General features: G+C 53.2%; 22 protein-coding genes. 11 read left to right on the top strand and 11 right to left on the bottom strand.

Annotated elements, in window-relative coordinates:
• Positions 1-644: 644 nt before the first annotated feature.
• Genes ssuE through ssuB form a run of 5 tightly spaced genes read left to right on the top strand, consistent with a single transcriptional unit; the run spans position 645 to position 4,930 of the window.
• Positions 645-1,202, top strand: coding sequence for an NADPH-dependent FMN reductase (ssuE, locus tag FE839_RS15715; RefSeq protein WP_138361740.1), 558 nt, complete (start codon positions 645-647; stop codon positions 1,200-1,202).
• A 13-nt stretch (positions 1,203-1,215) separates the two neighbouring features.
• Positions 1,216-2,175, top strand: a complete 960-nt coding sequence (locus FE839_RS15710) for a sulfonate ABC transporter substrate-binding protein (protein WP_138361739.1) — start codon at positions 1,216-1,218, stop codon at positions 2,173-2,175.
• Positions 2,176-2,193: 18 nt separating this feature from the next.
• Positions 2,194-3,339, top strand: coding sequence for an FMNH2-dependent alkanesulfonate monooxygenase (ssuD, locus tag FE839_RS15705; RefSeq protein ID WP_138361738.1), 1,146 nt, complete (start codon positions 2,194-2,196; stop codon positions 3,337-3,339).
• Positions 3,340-3,353: 14 nt separating this feature from the next.
• Positions 3,354-4,133: an aliphatic sulfonate ABC transporter permease SsuC gene (ssuC, locus tag FE839_RS15700; RefSeq protein ID WP_138361737.1), complete on the top strand. Its 780-nt coding sequence runs from the start codon at positions 3,354-3,356 to the stop codon at positions 4,131-4,133.
• Positions 4,130-4,930: an aliphatic sulfonates ABC transporter ATP-binding protein gene (ssuB, locus tag FE839_RS15695; protein ID WP_138361736.1), complete on the top strand. Its 801-nt coding sequence runs from the start codon at positions 4,130-4,132 to the stop codon at positions 4,928-4,930. The genes ssuC and ssuB overlap by 4 nt, the downstream gene beginning before the upstream one ends.
• Positions 4,931-4,986: 56 nt before the next feature.
• On the opposite strand, the gene cbl is transcribed toward ssuB, so the two are convergent.
• From cbl to FE839_RS15645, 9 genes are all read right to left on the bottom strand, one after another.
• The gene (gene cbl / locus FE839_RS15690; protein ID WP_138361735.1) at positions 4,987-5,940 is read right to left on the bottom strand and encodes an HTH-type transcriptional regulator Cbl; all 954 of its coding nucleotides are present in this window, start codon (positions 5,938-5,940) and stop codon (positions 4,987-4,989) included.
• A gap of 654 nt (positions 5,941-6,594) precedes the next feature.
• Positions 6,595-7,320, bottom strand: a complete 726-nt coding sequence (locus tag FE839_RS15680; RefSeq protein ID WP_138361734.1) for an IclR family transcriptional regulator — start codon at positions 7,318-7,320, stop codon at positions 6,595-6,597.
• 52 nt (positions 7,321-7,372) lie between these two features.
• A complete protein-coding gene (locus FE839_RS15675) occupies positions 7,373-8,314 on the bottom strand; it encodes a 2-hydroxyacid dehydrogenase (RefSeq protein WP_241675638.1) in 942 nt (313 codons plus the stop codon).
• Positions 8,314-9,546 carry an MFS transporter gene (locus tag FE839_RS15670; RefSeq protein ID WP_138361733.1) on the bottom strand — a complete coding sequence of 411 codons (1,233 nt, stop codon included), beginning with the start codon at positions 9,544-9,546 and terminating at the stop codon, positions 8,314-8,316. Before FE839_RS15670 ends, FE839_RS15675 begins: the two co-directional genes overlap by 1 nt.
• 81 nt (positions 9,547-9,627) lie before the next feature.
• Complete coding sequence (locus tag FE839_RS15665) at positions 9,628-10,830, bottom strand: pyridoxal phosphate-dependent aminotransferase (RefSeq protein ID WP_138361732.1); 1,203 nt, start codon at positions 10,828-10,830, stop codon at positions 9,628-9,630.
• 12 nt (positions 10,831-10,842) lie between these two features.
• Positions 10,843-11,568 (bottom strand): amino acid ABC transporter ATP-binding protein, encoded by a 726-nt coding sequence (locus tag FE839_RS15660; RefSeq protein WP_138361744.1) that lies wholly within the window; start codon positions 11,566-11,568, stop codon positions 10,843-10,845.
• Positions 11,569-11,578: 10 nt separating this feature from the next.
• On the bottom strand, positions 11,579-12,286 hold the full coding sequence (locus FE839_RS15655; RefSeq protein ID WP_138361731.1) for an amino acid ABC transporter permease: 708 nt from the start codon (positions 12,284-12,286) through the stop codon (positions 11,579-11,581).
• Positions 12,286-12,984, bottom strand: coding sequence for an amino acid ABC transporter permease (locus FE839_RS15650; RefSeq protein WP_138361730.1), 699 nt, complete (start codon positions 12,982-12,984; stop codon positions 12,286-12,288). The genes FE839_RS15655 and FE839_RS15650 overlap by 1 nt, the downstream gene beginning before the upstream one ends.
• A 145-nt stretch (positions 12,985-13,129) precedes the next feature.
• Positions 13,130-13,993: a transporter substrate-binding domain-containing protein gene (locus FE839_RS15645; protein WP_241675637.1), complete on the bottom strand. Its 864-nt coding sequence runs from the start codon at positions 13,991-13,993 to the stop codon at positions 13,130-13,132.
• Between the two features lie 554 nt (positions 13,994-14,547).
• Here FE839_RS15645 and FE839_RS15640 point away from each other — a divergent pair.
• Complete coding sequence (locus tag FE839_RS15640) at positions 14,548-16,011, top strand: glycoside hydrolase family 1 protein (protein ID WP_138361742.1); 1,464 nt, start codon at positions 14,548-14,550, stop codon at positions 16,009-16,011.
• 203 nt (positions 16,012-16,214) lie between these two features.
• Here FE839_RS15640 and FE839_RS15635 read toward each other — a convergent pair whose 3' ends face one another.
• Positions 16,215-16,700 (bottom strand): hypothetical protein, encoded by a 486-nt coding sequence (locus FE839_RS15635; RefSeq protein ID WP_138361729.1) that lies wholly within the window; start codon positions 16,698-16,700, stop codon positions 16,215-16,217.
• Complete coding sequence (locus tag FE839_RS15630; protein WP_138361728.1) at positions 16,684-17,508, bottom strand: winged helix-turn-helix domain-containing protein; 825 nt, start codon at positions 17,506-17,508, stop codon at positions 16,684-16,686. The genes FE839_RS15635 and FE839_RS15630 overlap by 17 nt, the downstream gene beginning before the upstream one ends.
• A gap of 781 nt (positions 17,509-18,289) precedes the next feature.
• On the opposite strand from FE839_RS15630, the gene FE839_RS15625 reads away from it, so the two are divergent.
• The 5 genes from FE839_RS15625 (at position 18,290) to FE839_RS15605 (ending at position 23,467) form a co-directional block, all read left to right on the top strand.
• Complete coding sequence (locus FE839_RS15625) at positions 18,290-18,808, top strand: helix-turn-helix transcriptional regulator (RefSeq protein ID WP_241675636.1); 519 nt, start codon at positions 18,290-18,292, stop codon at positions 18,806-18,808.
• Positions 18,809-18,848: 40 nt separating this feature from the next.
• Positions 18,849-19,400 carry a type 1 fimbrial major subunit FimA gene (fimA, locus tag FE839_RS15620; RefSeq protein ID WP_138361726.1) on the top strand — a complete coding sequence of 184 codons (552 nt, stop codon included), beginning with the start codon at positions 18,849-18,851 and terminating at the stop codon, positions 19,398-19,400.
• Positions 19,401-19,467: 67 nt separating this feature from the next.
• Positions 19,468-20,007 (top strand): type 1 fimbrial minor subunit FimI, encoded by a 540-nt coding sequence (gene fimI, locus FE839_RS15615; RefSeq protein WP_138361725.1) that lies wholly within the window; start codon positions 19,468-19,470, stop codon positions 20,005-20,007.
• Between the two features lie 46 nt (positions 20,008-20,053).
• Positions 20,054-20,767, top strand: a complete 714-nt coding sequence (locus tag FE839_RS15610; RefSeq protein ID WP_171034896.1) for a fimbria/pilus periplasmic chaperone — start codon at positions 20,054-20,056, stop codon at positions 20,765-20,767.
• A gap of 72 nt (positions 20,768-20,839) precedes the next feature.
• On the top strand, positions 20,840-23,467 hold the full coding sequence (locus FE839_RS15605) for a fimbrial biogenesis usher protein (RefSeq protein WP_138361723.1): 2,628 nt from the start codon (positions 20,840-20,842) through the stop codon (positions 23,465-23,467).
• Position 23,468 lies beyond the last annotated feature (1 nt).

Raw genomic sequence — 23,468 nt, 5'->3', positions numbered from 1 at the left:
GCTGATACGGGCTGAAATATAAAGGATATAACTTTTTTATGACTTTCAGCCTCTGAAAAGCCCCTGACGAATAACGGACTCACCGCATGGGGGTTGGGCGCATCAAGGAAACCTGGCGGGAACGCAGGCGCGCATCCAGGACTGGCCGCCAGGACGGCGGCCAGAGGGCGGGTCGAGACAGGGACGTCGAGTCCCGCCCGGTCCGCCAGATGAAGCCGGAGTGGAGCGGACCGCGCAGCGGCAGGTTTTCAGCGCAATGCCGGGGGTGCAGGGGGACGGGCGAAACGTCCCCCTGCCCGTTCACACGCTGTGGATATAACGAATATCCGCGAATTTATAGTGAACGGAACTGACCACGGAATCTGAATGGGTGAAAACGGCGTCATGCTCGCCAGAACCACCGATAATGCGATTACGACAGGCAAATAAAACAAAAGACAACACCAATAATTTGCTTAAGTGAACGGCATTGCGCCACCCGTCGCGGTTTCCGCGAAATTCCCCGCAGCACCTCAGCGAGGTTATCTGATTATTCACTTTTTATTTCACAATAATTTATTTCCTCTGCGCTCACTCTCCTGCCAGACTTCGAAACATGTTATTAACACTTCAAAAACAATAACCAAAGGTTATAAGGAGTTGCTATGCGCGTGTTAACGCTGGGCGGAAGTCCACGCTACCCTTCCCGAACGGCTGCTTTATTAAGCCATGCCGGGAAATGGCTGAAAGAACAAAACATTGAAGTCCTTCCCTGGCACATCAGCAATCTGCCGCCGGAAGATCTGTTTAACGCCCGCGTTGACAGCCCGGCGTTAAACACATTTAACCGACAACTGGAAAGCGCCGATGGCTTGATTATCGCAACGCCGATTTATAAAGCCTCATTCAGCGGCGTACTGAAAGCCTTGTTAGACCTTTTACCTGAGCGCGCGCTGGCACACAAAGTGGTGTTGCCCTTTGCGACCGGCGGCTCTCTCGCCCATATGCTGGCGCTGGATTACAGCCTTAAACCCGTGCTCAATGCGCTGAAAGCCCAGGAGATCCTCCAGGGGGTGTTCGCCGATGACAGCCAGATCGCTCACTATGAACGAACCCCGCTGTTCACGCCTGCGCTGGAACAGCGACTGGATGACGCGCTGAACACTTTCACCCAGGCGCTGGAACGTCGTCAGACTGTTACACCGCTGCGTCAGAGCGCATAACAAGGAGCCACCGATGTCATTATGGAATCATCGCGTTATCACCGGACTGTTACTGGCAGGCACGCTGGGATTTACCGCGCTGTCGCAGGCCGCAGACGACCCGTCACAATTGCGCGTTGGCTATCAGAAAGGTTCTGTGGCGCTGGTACTGGCCAAAAGCCAGCACCTGCTGGAAAAACGTTTTCCTCATACCCGCATCACCTGGAACGAATTTCCTGCGGGGCCGCAAATGCTCGAAGCGTTGAATGTTGGCAGCATTGATATCGCCAGCACCGGCGAAGTACCGCCCATTTTTGCTCAGGCGGCAGGAACCGATTTGGTTTATATCGGCGAGGAACCGCCTAAACCAAAGGCCGAAGTGATTCTGGTGGCGAAAAATAGTCCGATAAAAACGGTTGCTGAGCTGAAGGGCCGCAAAGTGGCTTTTCAGAAAGGTTCCAGCGCCCATAACCTCCTCCTGCTTCTGCTGCAAAAGGCGGGGCTGAAATTCAGTGACATTCATCCCATCTATCTGACTCCGGCAGATGCCCGCGCGGCATTCCAGCAAGGCGATGTCGATGCGTGGGCGATCTGGGATCCCTACTACTCTGCCGCATTGCTACAGGGCGGCGCGCAGGTGCTGGCCGATGGCAGCAGCATAACCCGAGCGGGCTCGTTCTATCTGGCTTCACGCGACTATGCCACCCGGCATGGTCCGTTTTTACAGCAGGTCCTGCAGGTTCTGACCCAGGCAGATGCGCTGACCCGCAGTCAGCGTGAGCAAAGCATTGATCTGCTGTCTCAATCCCTGGGCCTGCCAAAGGCGGTCATCGCCAGTTATCTCGATCACCGTCCGATCACCGTCATTAAGCCGGTGGAGGATTCTACGCTGAAAGCCCAGCAAAAAACGGCCGACCTGTTCTATCAAAACCACCTGATCCCTAAAGCTGTGGATGTTTCCAGTCTGATCTGGCATTTCCACGCCGCGCAATAGGAAATAGAGGCAAACACAATGAGTCTGAACATTTTTTGGTTTCTTCCCACACATGGCGATGGCCGTTATCTTGGCAGCGACGCGTCCGCACGCACGGTGGACCACAGCTATTTGCAACAGATTGCGCAAGCCGCGGATCGGATTGGTTTTGGCGGCGTGTTAATCCCGACGGGCAGTTCCTGTGAAGACGCCTGGCTAGTGGCGTCGTCGCTGATTCCCGTGACCCGTCGACTGCGCTTTCTGGTTGCGCTGCGTCCGGGCGTTGTTTCACCGACGCTGGCCGCACGTCAGGCCGCCACCCTGGATCGACTCTCTAACGGTCGCGCGTTATTCAATCTGGTGACCGGCGGCAATCCGGAAGAATTAGCTGGCGAAGGTCTGTTTCTCGATCACGCGGAGCGTTACCAGGCCTCGGCAGAATTTACGCACGTCTGGCGGCGGCTGTTATCCGGCGAGAAAGTGGATTTTGCCGGTAAACATGTGCAGGTCAAAGGCGCTCAACTCCTTTTTCCGCCTGTACAACGACCGCACCCGCCACTCTACTTTGGCGGTTCCTCCGACGAAGCCCAGGACCTGGCGGCAGAACAGGTGGATTTATATCTGACCTGGGGGGAACCGGTCCCTGAGGTGAGAGAAAAACTGGAACAGGTACGCGCCAAAGCGGCGGCCCAGGGACGGAAGATTCGTTTCGGGATTCGTCTACATGTCATTGTGCGTGAAACCAATGAGGAAGCCTGGCAAGCCGCAGAACAGCTGATCTCCCGGCTGGATGATGACACCATTGCGAAAGCGCAGGAAGCGCTGGCGCGCTTTGACTCGGTGGGGCAGCGGCGTATGGCGCAACTGCATGGCGGTAAGCGGGACAAGCTGGAAATCAGCCCCAACCTGTGGGCCGGTATCGGACTGGTTCGCGGCGGCGCGGGTACCGCGCTGGTCGGTGACCCGCAGACTGTCGCAGAGCGGATTAAAGAATATGCCGCTCTCGGTATAGACACCTTCGTGCTCTCCGGGTATCCGCACCTGGAAGAGGCATATCGGGTAGGAGAACTGCTGTTTCCCCTGCTCGATGTGGCGGTACCGGCTATTCCTCAACCGTTCTCGCAACGCGCGCAGGGTGAAATTGTCGGCAACAGTTTCGCGCCACTGAAAGCCGCGCAAAGTTAAGAGGCAGAACCGTGATGAAGAAGATACTGCACCGGCTGATCCCCTGGCTACTGCCGCTAACGCTAATCGCCCTGTGGCAAATCGCATCGCAGGCTGGCTGGTTGTCAACCCGTATTCTCCCTGCTCCTGATGCCGTCGCTGCAACGTTCTGGCGGCTCACGGTTGACGGCGAGCTGTGGCAAAACCTCTCCATCAGCACCTGGCGTGCGTTGACCGGTTTTGCCATCGGCGGATCCATCGGTCTGGGGCTGGGATTGATGACGGGCCTGTCACGCATCGGCGAACGCGTGCTCGACACCTCGGTGCAAATGCTGCGTAACGTTCCTCATCTGGCGCTGATCCCGCTGGTGATTCTGTGGTTCGGGATTGATGAAAGCGCCAAAATCTTCCTGGTGGCGCTGGGTAGCCTGTTTCCGGTCTATCTGAATACGTTTCACGGCATCCGTAACCTCGACCGCGGTCTGTTAGAGATGGCCCGCAGCTACGGGCTTTCGGGATTTAGTCTCTTCTGGCAGGTGATACTTCCCGGCGCGCTGCCGTCGATTATGGTCGGGGTCCGTTTTTCTTTGGGGCTGATGTGGCTGACATTAATCGTTGCGGAAACTATCTCAGCCAACGCCGGTATTGGCTACCTGGCGATGAACGCCCGTGAGTTCCTGCAAACCGATGTGGTGGTGGTCGCCATCATCCTTTACGCCCTGCTGGGCAAGCTGGCGGACACCGTGGCGCAACTTCTGGAGCGCGTCTGGCTACGCTGGCATCCTGCTTATCAACCTTCGGAGGAACCGGCATGATACATTCCGATTCGCCTTCTCCTGCCCGCCTGAACAGCGGTCTCCCCCTGCATCTCGATAACGTGAGCAAATATTACGGCGAACGCGTCATTCTTGACGCACTGCAATTACACATTCCCGCCGGTCAGTTTGTCGCCGTGGTTGGCCGCAGCGGCTGTGGCAAGAGCACGCTGTTACGCCTGCTGGCCGGATTAGAGTCCGTTTCCAGCGGCGCGCTACGGGCTGGCGCCTCGTCGCTCGAAAACGCGCGCCAGGATATTCGCCTGATGTTTCAGGATGACCGCTTACTGCCCTGGAAACGGGTAATGGATAATGTCGGGCTCGGATTAAAAGGCGACTGGCACAGCCCGGCGCGCCAGGTATTGTCGGCGGTTGGACTGGCATCTCGTGCGGGTGAGTGGCCCGCCGCGCTATCAGGCGGCCAGAAACAGAGAGTCGCGCTAGCCCGTGCGTTGATCCATAATCCCGGCCTGCTGCTACTCGACGAACCGTTAGGCGCGCTGGACGCGCTGACCCGTATCGAAATGCAGAGTCTCATTGAATCGTTATGGCAAGAGCAGGGATTCACCGTATTGCTGGTGACGCATGATGTTGCCGAAGCGGTCACGATGGCCGATCGGGTGCTGCTAATAGAAGAGGGTAAAGTCGGTCTCGATGTGACAATAGACTTGCCTCGCCCGCGTCGTCGCGGTTCTGCAAGGCTGGCAGAACTGGAGGCGCAAGTGCTCGATCGAATCCTGACCCCCTCCCCCAGCGAAGTGTTTTCCCGGGCGCGGGCCGTAAAAACGGCGCGATAATCCTCCACAATTGCGTGGCGCAAGCCGCCACGCTTTTCACGGAGGTCAGTAGAACATCATATTTGATAGTCAATAACGCTGTGCGGATTTTCCGCGAAGATCTGCGTCTTAATCTCTTCCAGCGTCAGTTCCGGATTGCATAACTGGATAAACTTCCAGGTATAGTTACGCTGTAACTGACCGCGTTTTAGCCCCACCCAGACGGTATTCGCTTCGAAAAGATGTTCAGCGTTTAGCTTAACCAGGCCGCGATCGCGCGCCGGATCATACGACATATCCGCCACGATACCTACGCCCAGCCCCTGCTCCACATAGGTTTTGATTACATCCGAATCCTGCGCGCTGATAGAGATTTGCGGCATAAGCCCCACGGCAGTGAACGCCCGGTCAATACGGGAACGCCCGGTGATACCTTGTCGATAGGTGATTAAGGGACAGGCATTGAGCTTATCCAGCGTGATGAGAGGTTCCTGTTCCAGCGCGTGCCCTTCGGGGACAAGGATCGCATGGTGCCAGTGATAATAAGGAAAGGCGGTCAGGGAATCGGCATTCCGTAGCTTTTCAGTCGCAATACCGATATCCGCCTCGCCGGTTTCCAGCATGGCGACAATTTCATCCGGTGAGCCCTGGTTAAGTGCCAGACGAACCTTGGGATAGAGTTCACGGAACGCCTTAATAACGGACGGCAGACTATAACGCGCCTGCGTATGCGTGGTCGCAATCACCAGTTGCCCGCTGTCGTTGTTACTGAATACGTTGGCCAGTCGACGTATATGGCTAGCGTCATTAAGAATACGTTCCGCCATAATCAATAGTTCTTTACCGGGATCGGTCATCCCCAGTAAACGTTTCCCCCGGCGAACGAAAATCTCAATGCCCAGTTCATCTTCCAGCTCGCGTATATGGCGGCTGACGCCTGACTGCGAGGTGTATAGCGTATTCGCAACCTCTGTCAGATTAAAATTGCACCGTACGGATTCGCGTATGATACGTAATTGCTGGAAATTCACATTCAACCCCATCGTGATCGCTGTCGTTAACTCTATTGATACAAAGCAATCTTATTCCCGACAAATAAAAAAAATCACTCACATATATCAAAAACAAATAAAGACATCCGTCTGGTATCGACAAAACAAGCAAAATCGGGAGTGCGCAGGGCTCGTCTCAGAAAATCGGTTCATCGGTAACGTGAGCACGCCTCTCCGCCCGGCAGAATATGAGACCAATCAAGGCGTGTGACAGCGTCAGCCAAACTGGCGTTTTGGGTTTTATCCGGCGACCTAGTCCCATTCCTGGCGCCAGAAAAATTAAGCATTTGCAGGATAATGCCGAAGCAGCAAATCTGATAATTGCCGACGCGGATATCAGTACCCTCGACAGCATTTTTACGCCAGATAATATTCATGGATTACGATATAACCCGAGCGATTTTGATTTAATCGATAAATAGCCAACCGAAATCCGTATTCCCGCAGACGTCCGAAATAACACAGAGACCATCTGTCATCGCCTGTTCAAGATCAGTTCAGATTTTTGAGCCTGCCACGCTTCGGGAAAGCAGACCACGGATTCAGCGTTTGAAAATGGCGCGCCCCTGAACCGCATGCAATAAAAGCGCGAGTGCAGCCATCGCGGCTGTCTATATGCATGAGGTGGGCGCACTACGCCACAATCACCGCGCCCAACACCGCCGATAACGCTTTTGCCGCCTCCAGTATCAACTGTTGGCTGGCGGCGTCTTCCGGATCAAAACGGCTGGTCGGGCCGGAAATACTCAGCGCCCCTGCCAGTTGGTTATCGTGCTTAAATACCGGTACGGAGATCGATGCCGTCAGCAGGCTGTCCGTTAGCTGGCGGTTCAGCCCCGCGCCGGTGGAGGTAAACAGCCCCTGACGGTAATCCCAGCGCGGCGAGACGCCGTGTTCGAACTGGCGTAACACGCACGCGGCGGAGGTATCATCCATATCCAGTAGCGTTCCGACCGGCACACTGGATTTGATATGGTGTGGCGAATCCTGGCGCAGCAGGCACATACGATGATCGCCATCACGCACATAGAAAGTGCTGCTTTCCAGCGTGGCTGTCGTCAGCTTTTCCAGCACCGGCAACACATGCTGATGCAAATTGAACGTACGCTGATAGGTACAGCCCAGTTGGTAAGCTCGGGAACCTAACTCATATCGACCATCCGGGCGCTTAAACACATAGCGCTCCGCTTCCAGCGTCAGCATATAGCGCATAATCACGCTCTTAAACAACCCGGTCTCCGTTTCCAGTTCACCCAGCGTCATACCGCCAGGATGTGAAATAAATGCATCCAGAATTGCCAGCGTACGCTTAACCGCTTTGACCGAACGATCGATATCAGTACTCTTTGGTCGCGACATAACTTCCCGGTAAATAAATTAAAATGGCGTTGTAAAACGTAATGTAACGAAATCAACCACAACTGCCAACCAGCGGCCTGCCGCTGAAATAGCGGATCACATTCTCCAGCATACGCTGTTGCTGCGCGTGCTGCGCAGAAAAGGTATTCGCCGCGACATGGGGTGTCAGGATGGTATTTGGCGCGGCCTGCAAACGAGCGGAAATCGCCGGTTCGAACTCATAGACATCCAGCGCTGCCCCCGCCAGTTCCCCTTGCTCCAGGGCGGCGCACAGTACGTTTTCATCCACCAGCATACCGCGGGCGATATTGATCAGATAGCCCTCTTTGCCCAACAGGCGCAATACCGTTTCATCGGCGACATGATAGTTTTCCGGCGTGCCGCGCGCGGCCAGTACCAGAATATCCGCCCAGTCCGCCAGTTGCATAATATCCTCACAATAGTGATACGCCGTGGTTTTGCGACTGCGGCTGTAATAACCGATCTCCATGCCAAACGCCTGCGCTCGCTGGGCAATCTGCATACCGATTTCTCCCAGGCCATAAATCCCCAGCCGTCTGCCCTGCAAGCCGGGTGCCAACGGATAACGCAGCACGCTGTTCCCCTGCCACTCTCCGCTACGTAAAAAACGGTCGCTGGTGATGATCTGGCGGCTGGCGGCCAGCATCAGGCCCAGCGCGAATTCGGCAACGCTGGCGGCATTGGTACCCGCGGCGTTAGTCAGCGCGATCCCTTTCTGGCGCAAATACGCCGTATCGACAAACTCAATCCCGGAGCCGTAGCAGCACACCAGTTTTAACTGCGGTAAAGCGTCGATTAACGCGCGTTCCGTAGGCAAGCTGCTCATGGTCAGCAGCACTTCCACGTTTTCCGCACCGGCGGGCAGATCGCTGCCATCCAGCGCCGTAATCGGTCCTGACAGATTGCAGTGTTGGCGCAGTTGCGTAACTAACGCAGCAGGCAACATGCGCGTCATTAATACGTTGTTATTCATTATGGTTCTTCCCCGCTCGTGACCGCTGAATGCGATGATTTACGTTGCAAAATAGCCCACTGCACCACAAGAAATAGCACCAGCATGCCAGCCATTAACAGAAAAGTCAGTGACACCGTGCCAACCGACGCCAGCATCCCCACCAGCAGATTGCCCAGCGGCATGGTGCCCTGAAAGCACATGCTGTACAGGCCCACCACGCCCCCCCGCAGATCCGGGGGGCTGAAATGCTGCAGGGTAGAGTTAATCATGGTCGAAAAAAAAGTGAGTGACAGCCCCAGTAACAGAAAACCGCCGCAGGTCAGCAGCGGCTGTACGGAAAAGGCAACACCGCCCAACGCAAGAACCGCAGTCCAGGGCGCGAATTGCAGCCAGCGCACCAGTCGCTGATGGGAAACCCGCGCCGCAATCAGCAGTGCCGCCAACAGCGATCCTACCCCCGCGCTGGTAAAGAACCAACCGGTATAACGTGCGGTATCATGAAAACCGTCGGCTGCCAGCACCGGGATCAGCGATTGATAAGAACCGGCAAAAATGCCCATCATCGCCAGCGCAGGCAGGAAACGGATGGCAAAGCGGTCACTACGCGCATAACGCAGTGCATTACGCATACCGCCACCGCGCCGCACGGCAGTCGCGCCGTCACCAACTCGCATACCGCGCACCGCCAGCAACATCGTTATCAGCCCGCAAAGTGAGAGGCAGAAACCGGCCTCCGGGCCATAATGGTTAAAACTCCATGCCGCAATCGCCGGGCCAAACATCCGTCCAAGATTAAATACCATGGTGTTGGTGGCCACGGCGTTATACATCAGCGACTTATCCTGCAGGCTGCTGGTCAGCAACAACTGACGGGTGGGGAGTTCCATCGACGCCACACACCCCGCTATCGCCGCCATCAGCAGAATAAATAGCGGAGAGACAAACCGGAGCAACACACTGGTCAGCAGCAGACTGCTGACCAGCATCGACATGCAGAGGATGCGCAGCATAATGCCCTTCACCCGCGCTGGCGTTAAGCGGCTGCCAAACAACAACGGTACGATCAGTGACGGGCAGTAGAGCAAAAAGTTCAGCACTCCCAGCAACCACGGTGAATGACTGAGTTGCCACATCAGCAGGTTGAGCGTCACATTCTGCGTCCATAAGCCGATGATGGACGCCGCCTGGCCCATCAGGTATCTGCGCGTCATCGGTTCCTGTAATACCGGAAAAGCACCTGCCAGTATCATGTTCTGTCCTTCCGCTGCGGGTCTCCTCCGCAGCGCATTGCAAGGGGTCGGCGGCAGACCGCTTATGGTCTGCCGTCAGTATTATTTCAGAGTGCGACAGAAACGCTGGATGCGCGTACAGGCGTCTTCCAGTTGCGCCATTGACGCGGCATAGGACAGGCGAAAATTAGGCGCTACACCGAATGCCTCGCCATGCACTAATGCCACACCTTCGCTCTCCAGCAGCGCCTCCGTGAAATCTTTATCACTGCGGATCACCCGCCCCTGCGGCGTGCTTTTATTCAGCAGATCCGCGCAGGAAGGATAAACATAAAACGCGCCCTGCGGCGTCAGACACGACAATCCCGGCGCATCATTCAGCGCCGCAACCACATAGTTGCGGCGAGCGACAAAGCTGGCGCGCCATTCGGCGAAGAATTCCTGCGGTCCCGTCAGCGCGGCGACTGCCGCCCACTGGGAAATCGACGAAACGCCTGAGGTCGTCTGACCCTGAATAGTCTCCATCGCTTTGATCAATGCAGCCGGACCCGCGCCGTAACCGACGCGCCAGCCGGTCATGGCATAAGCTTTCGACACGCCGTTAATCACCAGAGCACGCTCGATTAACGCGGGCTCAACCTGCGGGAAAGTAACGAATTGACTGTCGTCATATACCAGTTTTTCGTAGATATCATCCGCCATCACCCAGACATGAGGATGGCGCAGCAGTACATCCGCCAGAGCGCGTAACTCCTGCCAGCTGTAGACCGCACCGGACGGATTCGACGGAGAGTTAAACAGTAGCCATTTGGTGTTCGGCGTAATGGCCTGCTCCAGTGCCTGCGCCGTCAGTTTGTAACCCTGTTCAGCGCCGGTCGCCACCGTGACGGGCGTGCCGCCGCACAGCGCCACCATTTCCGGATAAGAGACCCAGTACGGCGCGGGAATAATCACCTCATCTCCGGGGTTCAGCGTCGCCATGAAGGCATTGGCGATAATCTGTTTCGCGCCATTGGAGATAATGATCTGTTGGTTGTGATACGCCAGTTGATTATCCTGGCGAAATTTCTCTACCACGGCCTCACGCAAGGCCGGGATGCCGGCAATCGGCGGATATTTGGTTTCGCCCCGTATCATCGCCTGCAGCGCCGCCTGTTTAATGTGTTCCGGGGTATCAAAATCCGGCTCACCGGAACTCAGGGCAATCACATCAATTCCCCGCGCTTTCATATCACGGGCCCGCTGGCTGGCGGCATTACTGGCGGAAGGTTTAATTCGATCAAGGGTCCGGGAAAACATCTTCATCTGTGAGTCCTGTCAATGGCGAATATCGGCGACAAATTTCTGTGCGCGTGGATGTTGCGGGTGATGGAAAAAGGTTTCAGGTGGGGCGCGCTCAATAATTTCGCCCTGATCCATAAAAATGACGCGATCGGCGACTTCGCGTGCGAACCCCATCTCATGGGTAACGCACACCATCGTCATGCCCTCTTTACCCAGTTGTTTCATTACCTGTAAGACTTCCCCCACCATTTCCGGATCGAGGGCGCTGGTCGGTTCATCAAACAGCATGACGGGAGGTTTCATTGCCAGCGCACGGGCTATCGCCACGCGCTGCTGCTGGCCGCCGGACAGTTGATGCGGATAAGCCCGCAATTTGGTCGCCAGCCCCACTTTCTCCAGCAGCGTACTGGCGATGTCATCCGCTTCGTGCTTGCTGGTTTTACGTACCCGACGCTGCGCCAGGGTGACGTTCTGCAATACCGTCAGATTAGGAAACAAGTTGAACTGCTGGAAAACAAAACCGATATTGCTGCGAAACTGATTCAGATCGACGCCTTCCGCACGGCTGTCAACCCCATCCACCAGAATGCGCCCGCGCTGAATCTCTTCCAGCCGATTAATCGTGCGGATCAGCGTTGATTTGCCCGAACCGGAGGGGCCGCATACCACTACGACCTCACCTTTAGCGATCTCTTCGCTGATGCTATTAAGCACTTTATGCGGACCATACCATTTTTCGACATTTTCAAGCTTTAGCATTGCCATTGCTTCACTCCTGGGGATTAATCTGACGTTTACGCTGAATCATATTTTCCAGTTTGCCGACCGCGCGCGTCAGTGAAAAACAGATGATAAAATAGATAATTGCCAATATTGCAAAAACCTGCAGAGGCTGAGTTAATTCCAGTGTATTAATCTGATATGCGGAATACGTCAGTTCCGCCACGCCGATGACATACCCCAGCGAGGTATTTTTAATCAAATTAATAAACTGATTCAGAATGCTGGGAATCATGGTAAACAACGCCTGCGGTAAAATAATTTCGCACATGGTTTGCGAATAGCTAATTCCCAGCGTACGAGCGGCTTCAATTTGGCCACGCGGCACGGAGTTAATGCCCGCGCGCACAATTTCCCCTAAAAATGCCATTTCATAAATCACCAGTGCGACGATCAACGTTTTTACACCGGAAATAGAGTGGCCTGAAATCAGCGGCACGGCAAAATAGGACCAGAACACCAGCATCAACACCGGCAATCCTCGTACCACGCTGCTGAATAGCGTCACCGGCAGATAAAAAATCTTATATTTGCTGGTACGCGCGATACCGACCAGAATCGCCAGCGGAAAGGCGCAGAGTAATCCAGCGGCGGCAATCAGCAGCGTCAGCGCCAGCCCGCCTAATGGTCCATTGGGGTAACTGCCGGTAAAAAGTAAATGGTGATACTTCGTAACAATATTCAGCATATCGTTCATTAGCGGCTCCCGGAACGCAAGGCAAAACGGTCATACGCCGCGCCGACGGTGACAATCAGTAGTGAACCCGTCAGGTAAATCACCGAAATAATGGCAAACGCATCAAAGGTACGAAACGTTTCATTCTCGATCTGTTTCGCCGCGTAGGTCAGCTCCGCGACGCTAATTGCCATTGCCAGACTGGTGGATTTATACAGCGCCAGCGACTGGCCGATCAGCGGCGGAATCGACACACGAATCGATTGAGGCAGAATCACATCGCGCATCGCCTGCGAAAAGTTCAGCCCTAATGCACGACAGGCCTCCATCTGCCCGCGGGCAATGGAACGCAGGCCGCTGCGCAAATCCTCCGACATAAACGCAGCGCTGTTCAGCGTCAATGCTACATAAGCAAAAAAGAATTCACTGCCATGTTGATTGACCCAATCCGACCAACTGTATGGCAAGATGGCGGATAAGCCGAAATACCACAGCAGTAATTGCACCAGCGCCGGTACATTACGGTGATATTCCACATAACACACCACAAACCAGCGCAATGGAGCAATGCCAGAAATACGCATCGAGGCAAGTAGCAGCGCCAGAATGAACCCCGAAATAAGACAAAGAAAAAACAGCAGTAGCGTATTTTCCAGACCGGACAATATCCACTGTAAATATTCACCTTGCAGTAAGGTAATGGGGTTAAAACTTACCATCAGACTTCACTCCCTGATGCAGAAATAACGACATAAATACGCAGCCATGTTTCGGGAAATAGCCCGAGCGACTTTCCGCGCAAACTATTCCCCGCCATGAAAAAATTCGCCCATCGGATGCAGATTGTTATTTATTATGACTCAATTACTGCAGAGTTTGTTTCACCTGGGCAATAGACTCTAATTTATGTTCACGTTTAATTTTATAAACCGTATCAGCCCCCAGCCATTTATTCCAGATAGTATCAAGTTTGCCGTCCTGATCCATTTTTGCCAGTGCATCATTTACCGCCGCAAGGAATTCTGGCTCATTTTTGCGAATCCCCAGGGCATTCGGTTCCCAACCGATCGCCTGGTCAATAAAGGTGTAAGCGCCTTTACCGGCACGTAAATAACGCACTCCTGACGTTTGTGCAAATGCCTGACCACTGATTTTACGCTGCTGCAAGGCAAGGAACGCCGAAGGTGAATCGTGATAGGTCACCACGTGAATATTCGGGAAGGATTTGCGTAGCCAGTATTCCGAGGTCGAACCGGAGGTCATACCAACCCGTTTACCCGCCAGATCTGCCAGCGTTTTATAGCCCGCCGCCGTCGGCACCAGCACTTTCAATGGCACCTGGAAATGCGAAGATGAAAAATCAATCTGCTTTTCACGTTCAGCGGTATAACCCAGCGCTGCGGAAAGAATATCTACCCGACCAATCTGCAGTTCCGGAATACGCGCTTCCACTGACAAACTTTTCTGTACCATTTTGACGCCCAGTTGATCCGCCAGCGCCTGGCAGACATCCACATCAAAACCCACCACTTTCAGGGTTTTCGGATCGGTAAAACCCAACGGTTCAGTCGTGGACAGCGTGCCGCATACCATTTCACCACGCGCTTTGATATCCGCCAACTGATTCGCGGAAGCGAGCCCGGCGATACTGAACAACCCCAGCATCAATAGCGCCAGCATGCCGGGTTTTTGGGATTTCGGAGTAAAGCTTGTTGCATTTCTGACCACAGGTTAACCCTCCAGAGTAAGCACAAGGGAACAAGCCGTTGCGGGCTGTCCGGACCATGTTTAAACGCCAGCACTTATGCAAATCACATTTTCATAATTGCATTATGATTTTGTAAAAAGCATGAATGATGCCAATCCTGAAAAAAACTGGAAACATTAATTTAACACAATGAAATTCAGATAATTACAATCACCGGCATCGCCAACACGCCGATCAGATCGGAACAGACAACCGCGTTTTTCTCTCGCCTGACTGCACTTTTTCGGTGAGCGCTGTTCCATATTGGTGAAAAGATCCTCTCCCCGATCCGCATTTATCGGCGTGAAAATCTTTTTTAGGGGGTTTTGGGCGAAACGAGGTATTTTTTGTTTTTTACCACGTTTGGATCAGTTTGGATCAGCAACCTGTTCCGCTCACACCGCACATTGCGGGTGACGACAAGCGTCAACATGGCGCTCGCCAACGATGAACACGTCATACTGCAATCCAAGACATCCGCAACCAGCATCAACAACTATCGCCACATTATGATGGCATCAGAGGAGTCCGTATGATGGAAAATAAAACCGCTTTTCCACAGGGGTTCTTGTGGGGTGGCGCGATCGCCGCAAATCAGGCCGAAGGGGCATGGAACATCGATGGCAAAGGGCCTTCAGTGGCGGACGCCATTAGCTGGAAACCAGGTCTGGACCTCACCGACTATCGCGGGCATATGGCGCTGACCGATGAGAATATTTCCGACGCGCTAAACGGCAAAAACGACAAACTGTACCCGAAACGGCGTGGGATTGATTTCTATCATCGCTATAAAGAAGATCTGGCTTTGTTTGCCGAAATGGGATGCAAAGTGCTGCGAACCTCCATTGCCTGGTCTCGTATTTTCCCGACCGGTGAAGATGCGCAGCCGAATGAAGCCGGACTGCAATTCTATGAAGATTTGTTCCGCGAAATGCGCCGTCTGAATATTGAACCACTGGTCACCCTGTCACACTATGAAATGCCGCTCATCCTGAGTGAAAAATATAACGGCTGGGTTCACCGCAATGTGCTGGATGCGTTTGTGCGTTTTAGCAACGTCTGCTTCGATCGCTATAAAGATCTGGTGCGCTACTGGCTGACCTTTAATGAAATCGACAGTATTCACCGTCATCCGTTTACCACTGCCGGTATTCGGAAAGAGAAAAGTAAACCAGGTAAAGAGACTCAGGATATTTATCAGGGGCTGCATCATCAGTTTGTCGCCTCAGCGCTGGTGACGCGCGACTGCCACAGGAAGATCCCGGGCAGCCAGATGGGCTGTATGCTGACTAAACTGACCACCTATCCGCGCACCTGTCATCCGAATGATGTCGAAGCGACGCTAAAAAAGAATCTGGAAAACTATTTTTATGCTGACGTACAGGTGTTCGGTAAATATCCGCCGCTGATTAAGCGCGATCTGGCACTGCGTGGCATCAGACTGGAGATGCAGCCGGACGATCTGGCTATCCTGCAGCAGTACACGGTAGATTTTGTCTCATTCAGTTACTATATGTCGCTCACCGAATCGACCCAGCCAGAGATGGAGCGTACGCCTGGCAATACCCTACTCGGCGTAAAAAACCCGTACCTGCCCTCTTCCGCATGGGGCTGGCAGATCGATCCTCAGGGGCTGAAAATCTCGCTGCTGGAGTTGTATGACCGCTATCAGAAGCCACTGTTTATTGTGGAAAATGGTATCGGCGCGAAAGATATTGTCGAAGACGGCAAAGTACACGATCGCTACCGCGTCGATTATTTCCGTGCGCATTTCGAACAGATGCTGGCGGCAATTGACGAAGGTGTGGAATTAATGGGCTACACCAGCTGGGGCGCGATTGATCTTATCAGCGCTGGCACTTCGCAAATGTCGAAACGTTATGGCTTTATTTATGTTGATCAGGATGATAAAGGCAATGGGTCGCTCGCTCGTCTGAAGAAAGACTCGTTTTACTGGTATCAGAAAGTCATCGCCAGCAATGGCGGCGACCTTGCCTGATCGCCGACGGCGGTGTCGTTAGATGGATTGATTACGAGTGTAAACGGTCATATTCGGTCTGACGACTAAGCTGGCGGAATCCGGGAGTCAATACGGCATAACTTAGGGGGCGGGAACGCCCCGGAAGCGAACAGATCGTACATCCACCGATAAGTGCTGGCGACGAGAAAAATGCTGCTTAAAATGCAATAAATATATAAAAATCAATTATATACACATGTTAATGCCGGTGAATACAGGTTTTGTATCACATAGGCATTTTTCATCTTCTGGATTTTGATATACCGTCCGGAATTTGGATCCGGACTAAAAAAAACTTTCTGCATTACACTTTCAACCATGTTGTCCGCCTCTCTTTTGGAAAGCGAGGTTCTGACTAAGTGGTAAATATTATTGCCCTGATTTTCATATTCAAAATGATACGATCTTGCAACGTTGTAACGGGTATCGTTGAGCATTACCTTGCCTGACACATCAAAATATCCGGAATGATTATCCCGCATAATTAAGAAAGTCTTCAATTGGGCATCAAACGCGGGTGACGTGGATTCAATACGCAAATTTGCTGAACAATCAAAACCACGTCTATGATGACCGGCGTAGATCAACAGGCCAAAAACCAAAATGAGGCATAACACTGCAGAGATAATATACCCCCTAACGCCCCGGCGTTTACTGAACAATTGCATAATCAGCCCTGTAATAGTTTTCACATGAATAAAAATCACCTTTTTTTTCATCTAAATATATGCAGTGCGCTAGAAATACCCGTCCCGGATTTCCATTTAGTACCGTCTCTGCAACATTAAAGTAAAAAACACTGTTATCTGAACAGCGCATGCCCTCTTTTACGATGAGATCTTTGGCCATCGCAATAACCTGCTTTCTGTATTCCATCGGTACGATGCTAAAACTCTGAATCCGGCATTTTCCTGTATCCCCTAAAGAATAGACCTGAGCCTGCCCCGTCAACAAACGCGGATGATAAAAATCCGTTTTAAAACCGACAAACAACAACGTAAACAGGAGCAGTGCAAAGCACATATACGAGGCGGCTTTAATCACCGCGACCGATACGCTGCTTTTTTCTTGGTCAGGGCGGTTTTCATGGTGATTAACACTGTCGCTGCCATGCTCTTTTTGCGCGTTAACCTCATGGGCAGGGGGCGTTATTCTCTCTATCACAATACGTTCAGACACCATAAATCCAACCCTGGGCACAGTAACAATAACGTCCTCGTCACAGCCCATATTCCTGAATACGGCTCTCAGATCCGAAATATACTTATTGAGACTATGGCTGGAAGTCCGTAATCCATGTGCATCCCAGACATTTTGCAGTATCTCATCCCGATAAACCACATGTTCTTTGTGGTCTAAAAGATATTTAAGCAGACGACTTGTTGTTGCCGTCAACGTGACGCCCGATTCATCATCGAGCCATAGCAGTCCATCATCACTGCGGAAATGAATCGTATCTTGAATTTTGTAGATCATATACTAGCCTTAACAATCATCCTCAGAAGCACACCCCCTCTATACACCTTGGTATATCAAGCATTTTATGCTGAAATTGGTTATATTTTTCTTATAATCCAGATTATAACACCTAAAAAACAAAAAAACAAAATACATATAACCAAATGAAAATGCGATGGTATTATTGTCCTCAGCAAAACGACGGGCTACCTGCCATCCTGTGCAACGCACAGCAGGCATGTCAGCGCAGCGACGCGTTCAACGTATCCGGACGCATTGGCAGTATCTGTCACCATGATGAAAATGAGGACAAAGACATGATCGCATAATAGTCACTCAGGCAATTAACGGCCTGATACAAGAAAGTGTTGCTAATGAGATTTTCCTTAGTGGAATAAAAGAACTAAAAGCAGTGCAAATACTCTTGCGCAAGCATTTTTATCGGGATATTTAAAATTGAGAAAAAGAAAATCTGACATGTTAAGGATAAAAAAATGCAGGTCCAGCAGAGAATGTTCCCTAAGAAAAATCCAATATAAAGAGTGTGCCTATTGTTCTGGTTAAAATGATAACCAGCCCCTATCGCATTTTTTATAAAAAACACCAACTTAAGGAAAAATTACGATATATATATCTGTTTTTTATATAAAAACAAGATTATAACACCACAATAAACCACTCATGCAGACATAAGAACTTTTAGGGCTTCTACCGCATGTGTCATTGATATGGGCGATGATAGATTACTCTCAATTCGCTGAATGGTTTTATTAACGATGAGTTAAAGGTCAACCCAAGGATGAGATTGCGTTCAGATATGAATCTATCAAATAATATTTTATCTAAGGATAAATATTTTACTCTGGGCCTTATTGAATTGCTCGGGGTAGAGTTTATTGACAATTTCTTCCTGATTATAGACCTGGATTGCAACGATCTTACGGGGGCGGAATGGATTTATTTTTCAAATAAGAACATTGTCGCCTTTGCATCCAATGACTTAGCTTTTTATAAGTCTGAACTATTTGAAAAAATAACCGTACTGGACAAAAAGAGTAACACGAAAAGTATCCTGAACTTTTTCCTGAAAAAGGAAATGTCGGGCAATTACCATACAAAATTCCATCTGAGTCTGCGCGAAAAGCAGATGTTAAATATGTTGAGTAGAGGGGAAAGCAACCAGGAGATCGCAGAAGAGTTTGGCGTGAAACTTAAGACTATTTATACGCATCGCCGTAACCTGATGAATAAATTAGGTTGTAAAAACAGGATTATGTTTCAAAAGCTATTTTTTAACAACAAGTGTTTTATTAAGTGAAGCACCGCTTCCGAATTATTTAGTTAACAGGAGATTTATCATGAAAAAATTAGCACTCATCGTTGCTTCAGCACTGTCCCTGAGCTCTGCAGTCGCCCTGGCCGCCGAGTCCACGTCTACCACCGTCAATGGCGGTACGGTGCATTTTAAAGGAGAAGTAGTGAACGCCGCCTGTGCGGTTGATGCTGGTTCTCTCGACCAGACCGTACAGTTAGGCCAGGTGCGTTCGGCAAAACTGGCAAAAGCGGGCGCCACCAGCTCCGCTGTCGGTTTCAACATCCAGCTGGATGACTGTGATACCACGGTTGCAACCAAAGCTTCTATCGCGTTCGCCGGTACATCTATTGACAGCACTAACACCACCGTACTGGCGCTGCAAGGTTCCGCGGCGGGCAGCGCGACGAACGTCGGCGTACAGATCCTTGATCGCACCGGTACTCCGCTGGCGCTGGATGGCGCAACATTCGGCGCTGCCACCACGCTGAACGACGGTACTAACGTCATTCCGTTCCAGGCTCGCTACTACGCAACCGGTGCCGCCACTGCCGGTACTGCTAACGCTGACGCCACCTTTAAAGTTCAGTACGAGTAATTCATCAGGCAGGGAAGCATGTGGGGCCAGGATGGCCCGCTATCCGAATAAACCTGAGGTGATAAAGATGCAAAGGATGAAATCAGGTCTGTTGCTATTTTTGCTGCCACCGCTGGCGCTGGCCGGCAACCAGTGGAACGTCATGCTGCCCGGCGGCAGCATGCGTTTCCAGGGGATTGTCATTGCCGAGTCCTGCCGCGTTGAAGCGGGCGACCGCCAGATGACGGTCAGAATGGGGCAAATCAGCAGCAACCGCTTTCATTCCACAGGGGAAGATACCAATCCCATCCCCTTTGATATTCACCTGCAGGAGTGTAGTACCACCGTGAGCCAGCGCGTTGGCGTCGCGTTTCACGGCATCGCCGATGGTAAAAACCCGGACGTGCTCTCGGTTGGCGAGGGGCCGGGTATCGCTACCGGCATTGGTATCGCGCTGTTTGATAAAACCGGCAGGCAAATCCCGCTGAATGCGCCGCCTGCGTCATGGACACAGCTGCACACCGGCCCGACCACGCTGCACTTTGTCGCCAAATATCGTTCCACCGGGAATCAGGTCACCGGAGGCGCTGCAAATGCTCAGGCCTGGTTCTCCCTGACCTACCAGTAATCAGTACCGGTAACAGGAAATAACAGTGAGTAAGAAAGAGGTAAGCATGAAAAATACACTGGGTACCCTGCGTCGGATGCGCGGTTTACTGGCAGGTCTTTTACTGGCCGCCACAGCGGGCTTCAGCGTTCAGGCGGAAGCGGGCGTATCATTGGGCGCAACGCGCGTCATTTACCCGGCTGGACAAAAGCAGGTTCAGCTGGCGGTGACCAATAATGATGACAAAAGCACCTTTCTGATCCAGTCATGGGTGGAAAATGCCGACGGAGCAAAAGACGGCAGCTTTGTCATCACGCCGCCGCTGTTCGCCATGCAGGGGAAAAAAGAGAGTACCCTGCGCATCCTCGATGCCACCAGTAACCAGTTACCCCAGGACCGGGAAACCCTGTTCTGGCTGAACGTTAAAGCGATTCCGTCCATGGACAAATCAAAGCTTAGCGACAACACCCTGCAACTGGCGATTATCAGCCGTATCAAGCTCTACTACCGCCCGGCGAATCTGCCGCTGCCGCCGGATCAGGCTGCGGAAAAACTGCGGTTTCGCCGCAGCGCGGGCTCGCTGACGCTGATCAACCCTACGCCTTACTACCTGACGGTCACCGAACTTAATGCCGGTACCCGGGTGCTGAAAAATGCACTGGTTCCACCAAAAGGGGAAGCCAGCGTTAGTTTACCGTCCGATGCGGGTAGCGACATTACGTACCGGACGATTAACGACTACGGCGCGCTCACCCCGCGAATGAAAGGCGTAATGCAATAACTGTCCGGGGAGCAGCGTTCTCCCCGGAACGAAAAAATACCGAATGCCGGGCGATTTTGGACCGGAGGGACTATGTCACATCTTAAATATGGACCTGAGCGTTTGGATACCCGCCGTATGACCCCAGGATCTGTTCACCTTTTAGCTCAGATCCCCATTGCTCTTCTGCTTGCCTCCCCGGCTTTTTTCGCCCAGGCAGATCTCTATTTTAACCCTCGTTTTCTGGCGGACGATCCCGCAGCCGTGGCAGACCTGTCCGGCTTTGAAAAAGGGCAGGAACTCCCGCCAGGCACCTATCGTGTGGATATCTATCTGAATGATGGCTATATGACCACCCGCGATATCACCTTTAATGCCGGAGAAAACGGGCACGGGCTGACGCCCTGTCTGACCCGCGGACAGCTTGCCGGTATGGGCGTCAGTACGTCTGCCATTCCGGGAATGAACGCACTGGCGACTGACGTCTGCCTGCCATTAACTGAGCTCATCAAGGACGCAACCACCCGTTTCGACGTCGGTCAGCAGCGGCTCTGGCTGACTATCCCACAGGTGTTTATGGGCAACCGCGCCCGCGGCTATATTCCGCCCGAACTCTGGGATAACGGCATTAACGCCGGGCTGCTGAACTACAACTTTACCGGCAACAGCGTCCACAGCGGCGCAAACGGCAACAGCAACTATGCGTATCTGAATCTGCAGAGCGGGCTGAATCTGGGCCCGTGGCGTCTGCGCGACAACACCACCTGGAGCTACAGCAGCGGCGGCAGCGCATCGACCAGTGAAAACAAGTGGCAGCACGTCAATACCTGGCTGGAGCGCGACATCACGTCGCTACGTTCCCGCCTGACGCTGGGCGACAGCTACACCAACGGCGATGTCTTCGACGGCATCAATTTTCGCGGGGCGCAGTTAGCGTCTGATGACAATATGCTGCCGGACAGTCAGAAAGGATTCGCACCAACGATCCACGGGATTGCCCGCGGCACGGCGCAGGTGTCGGTTAAACAAAACGGCTACGAGATTTACCAGAGTACGGTGCCGCCCGGCCCCTTCACCATCAACGATCTCTATGCCGCCGGTAATGGCGGCGACCTGCAGGTGACCATCAAAGAGGCGGATGGCAGCAGCCAGGTCTTCACCGTGCCCTACTCCTCTGTTCCGGTACTCCAGCGTGAGGGACATACCCGCTATGCCCTTACCGCCGGGAAGTACCGCAGCGGCAACGGCCAGCAGGACAAACCAGCATTTTTCCAGGGCACAGTGATGCGCGGGCTTCCCGCGGGCTGGACGCTGTACGGCGGCACGCAACTGGCGGATCGTTACCGCGCGTTTAATGTCGGCGTGGGTAAAAACCTGGGAGAACTGGGCGCCCTGTCGCTGGATATCACCCAGGCGAACGCCACCCTCCCCGATGACAGTGAGCATCAGGGGCAGTCGGTGCGCTTCCTCTATAACAAGTCGCTGACCGATACCGGCACCAATATCCAGCTGGTGGGTTACCGTTACTCCACGCGCGGCTATTTCAGCTTCGCCGACACCACGTATCACCGGATGAGCGGCTACAGCGTCGAAACCCAGGACGGTGTCATTGACGTGAAGCCGACCTTCACCGATTACTACAACCTTGCTTATAACAAGCGTGGAAAAGTACAGCTAAGCGTCACCCAACAACTGGGGCGTACCGCCACCTTCTACCTGAGCGGCAGCCATCAGACTTACTGGGGAACCGGCAAAGCGGACCAGCAACTGCAGGCCGGGCTGAACGCCGCCGTCGACGACATCAACTGGACGCTGAGCTACAGCCTGACCCGAAACGCCTGGCAGCAGGGGCGCGACCAGATGCTGGCCGTCAATGTCAATATTCCGTTCAGCCACTGGCTACGCTCGGACAGCAAATCCGCCTGGCGACACGCCAGCGCCAGCTACAGCATGTCGAACGATCTGAACGGGCGGACCACCAGCCTCGCGGGGCTGTACGGCACGCTGCTGGAGGGCAACAACCTGAGCTACAGCGTGCAGACCGGCTACGCGGGCGGCGGCGATGGCGACAGCGGCGGTAGCGGCTACGCCGCGCTGAATTACCGCGGCGGTTACGGCAATGCCAACATCGGTTACAGCCACAGCGACAGCATTAAGCAGCTTTATTATGGCCTCAGCGGCGGCGTGCTGGCTCATGCCGATGGCGTCACGCTGAGCCAGCCGATGAACGATACCGTCGTGCTGATCAAAGCCCCCGGCGCCGACAATGTGAAGGTGGAAAATCAGACCGGCGTGCAGACTGACTGGCGCGGCTACGCCGTACTGCCCTACGCCACCGAATACCGTGAAAACCGGGTGGCGCTGGACACCAACACGCTGGCCGATAACGTCGATCTGGACGACGCGGTGGCCAGCGTGGTGCCGACCCACGGCGCAATTGTCCGCGCTGAATTTAAAGCCCACGTCGGCCTCAGGCTGCTGATGTCGCTTACCCACAACGGTAAGCCGGTTCCCTTCGGCGCGCTGGTCACGTCAGACAGCAGCCAGGGCGGCAGCATCGTGGCAGACAATGGCCAGGTCTATCTCAGCGGGATGCCGCTGGTCGGCAAAGTACAGGCGAAATGGGGTGAAGGCCCGGGCGCCAGTTGCGTGGCTGACTACCGGCTGCCGCCAGAAAGCCAGAATCAGACGCTGAGTCAGTTGTCAGCCACGTGCCGCTAAG

Source organism: Klebsiella indica (genome assembly GCF_005860775.1).
Lineage (GTDB): Bacteria > Pseudomonadota > Gammaproteobacteria > Enterobacterales > Enterobacteriaceae > Klebsiella > Klebsiella indica.
The sequence above is the reverse complement of the archived record's forward strand: the minus strand, read 5'-3'. Positions and strand labels throughout refer to the sequence as shown.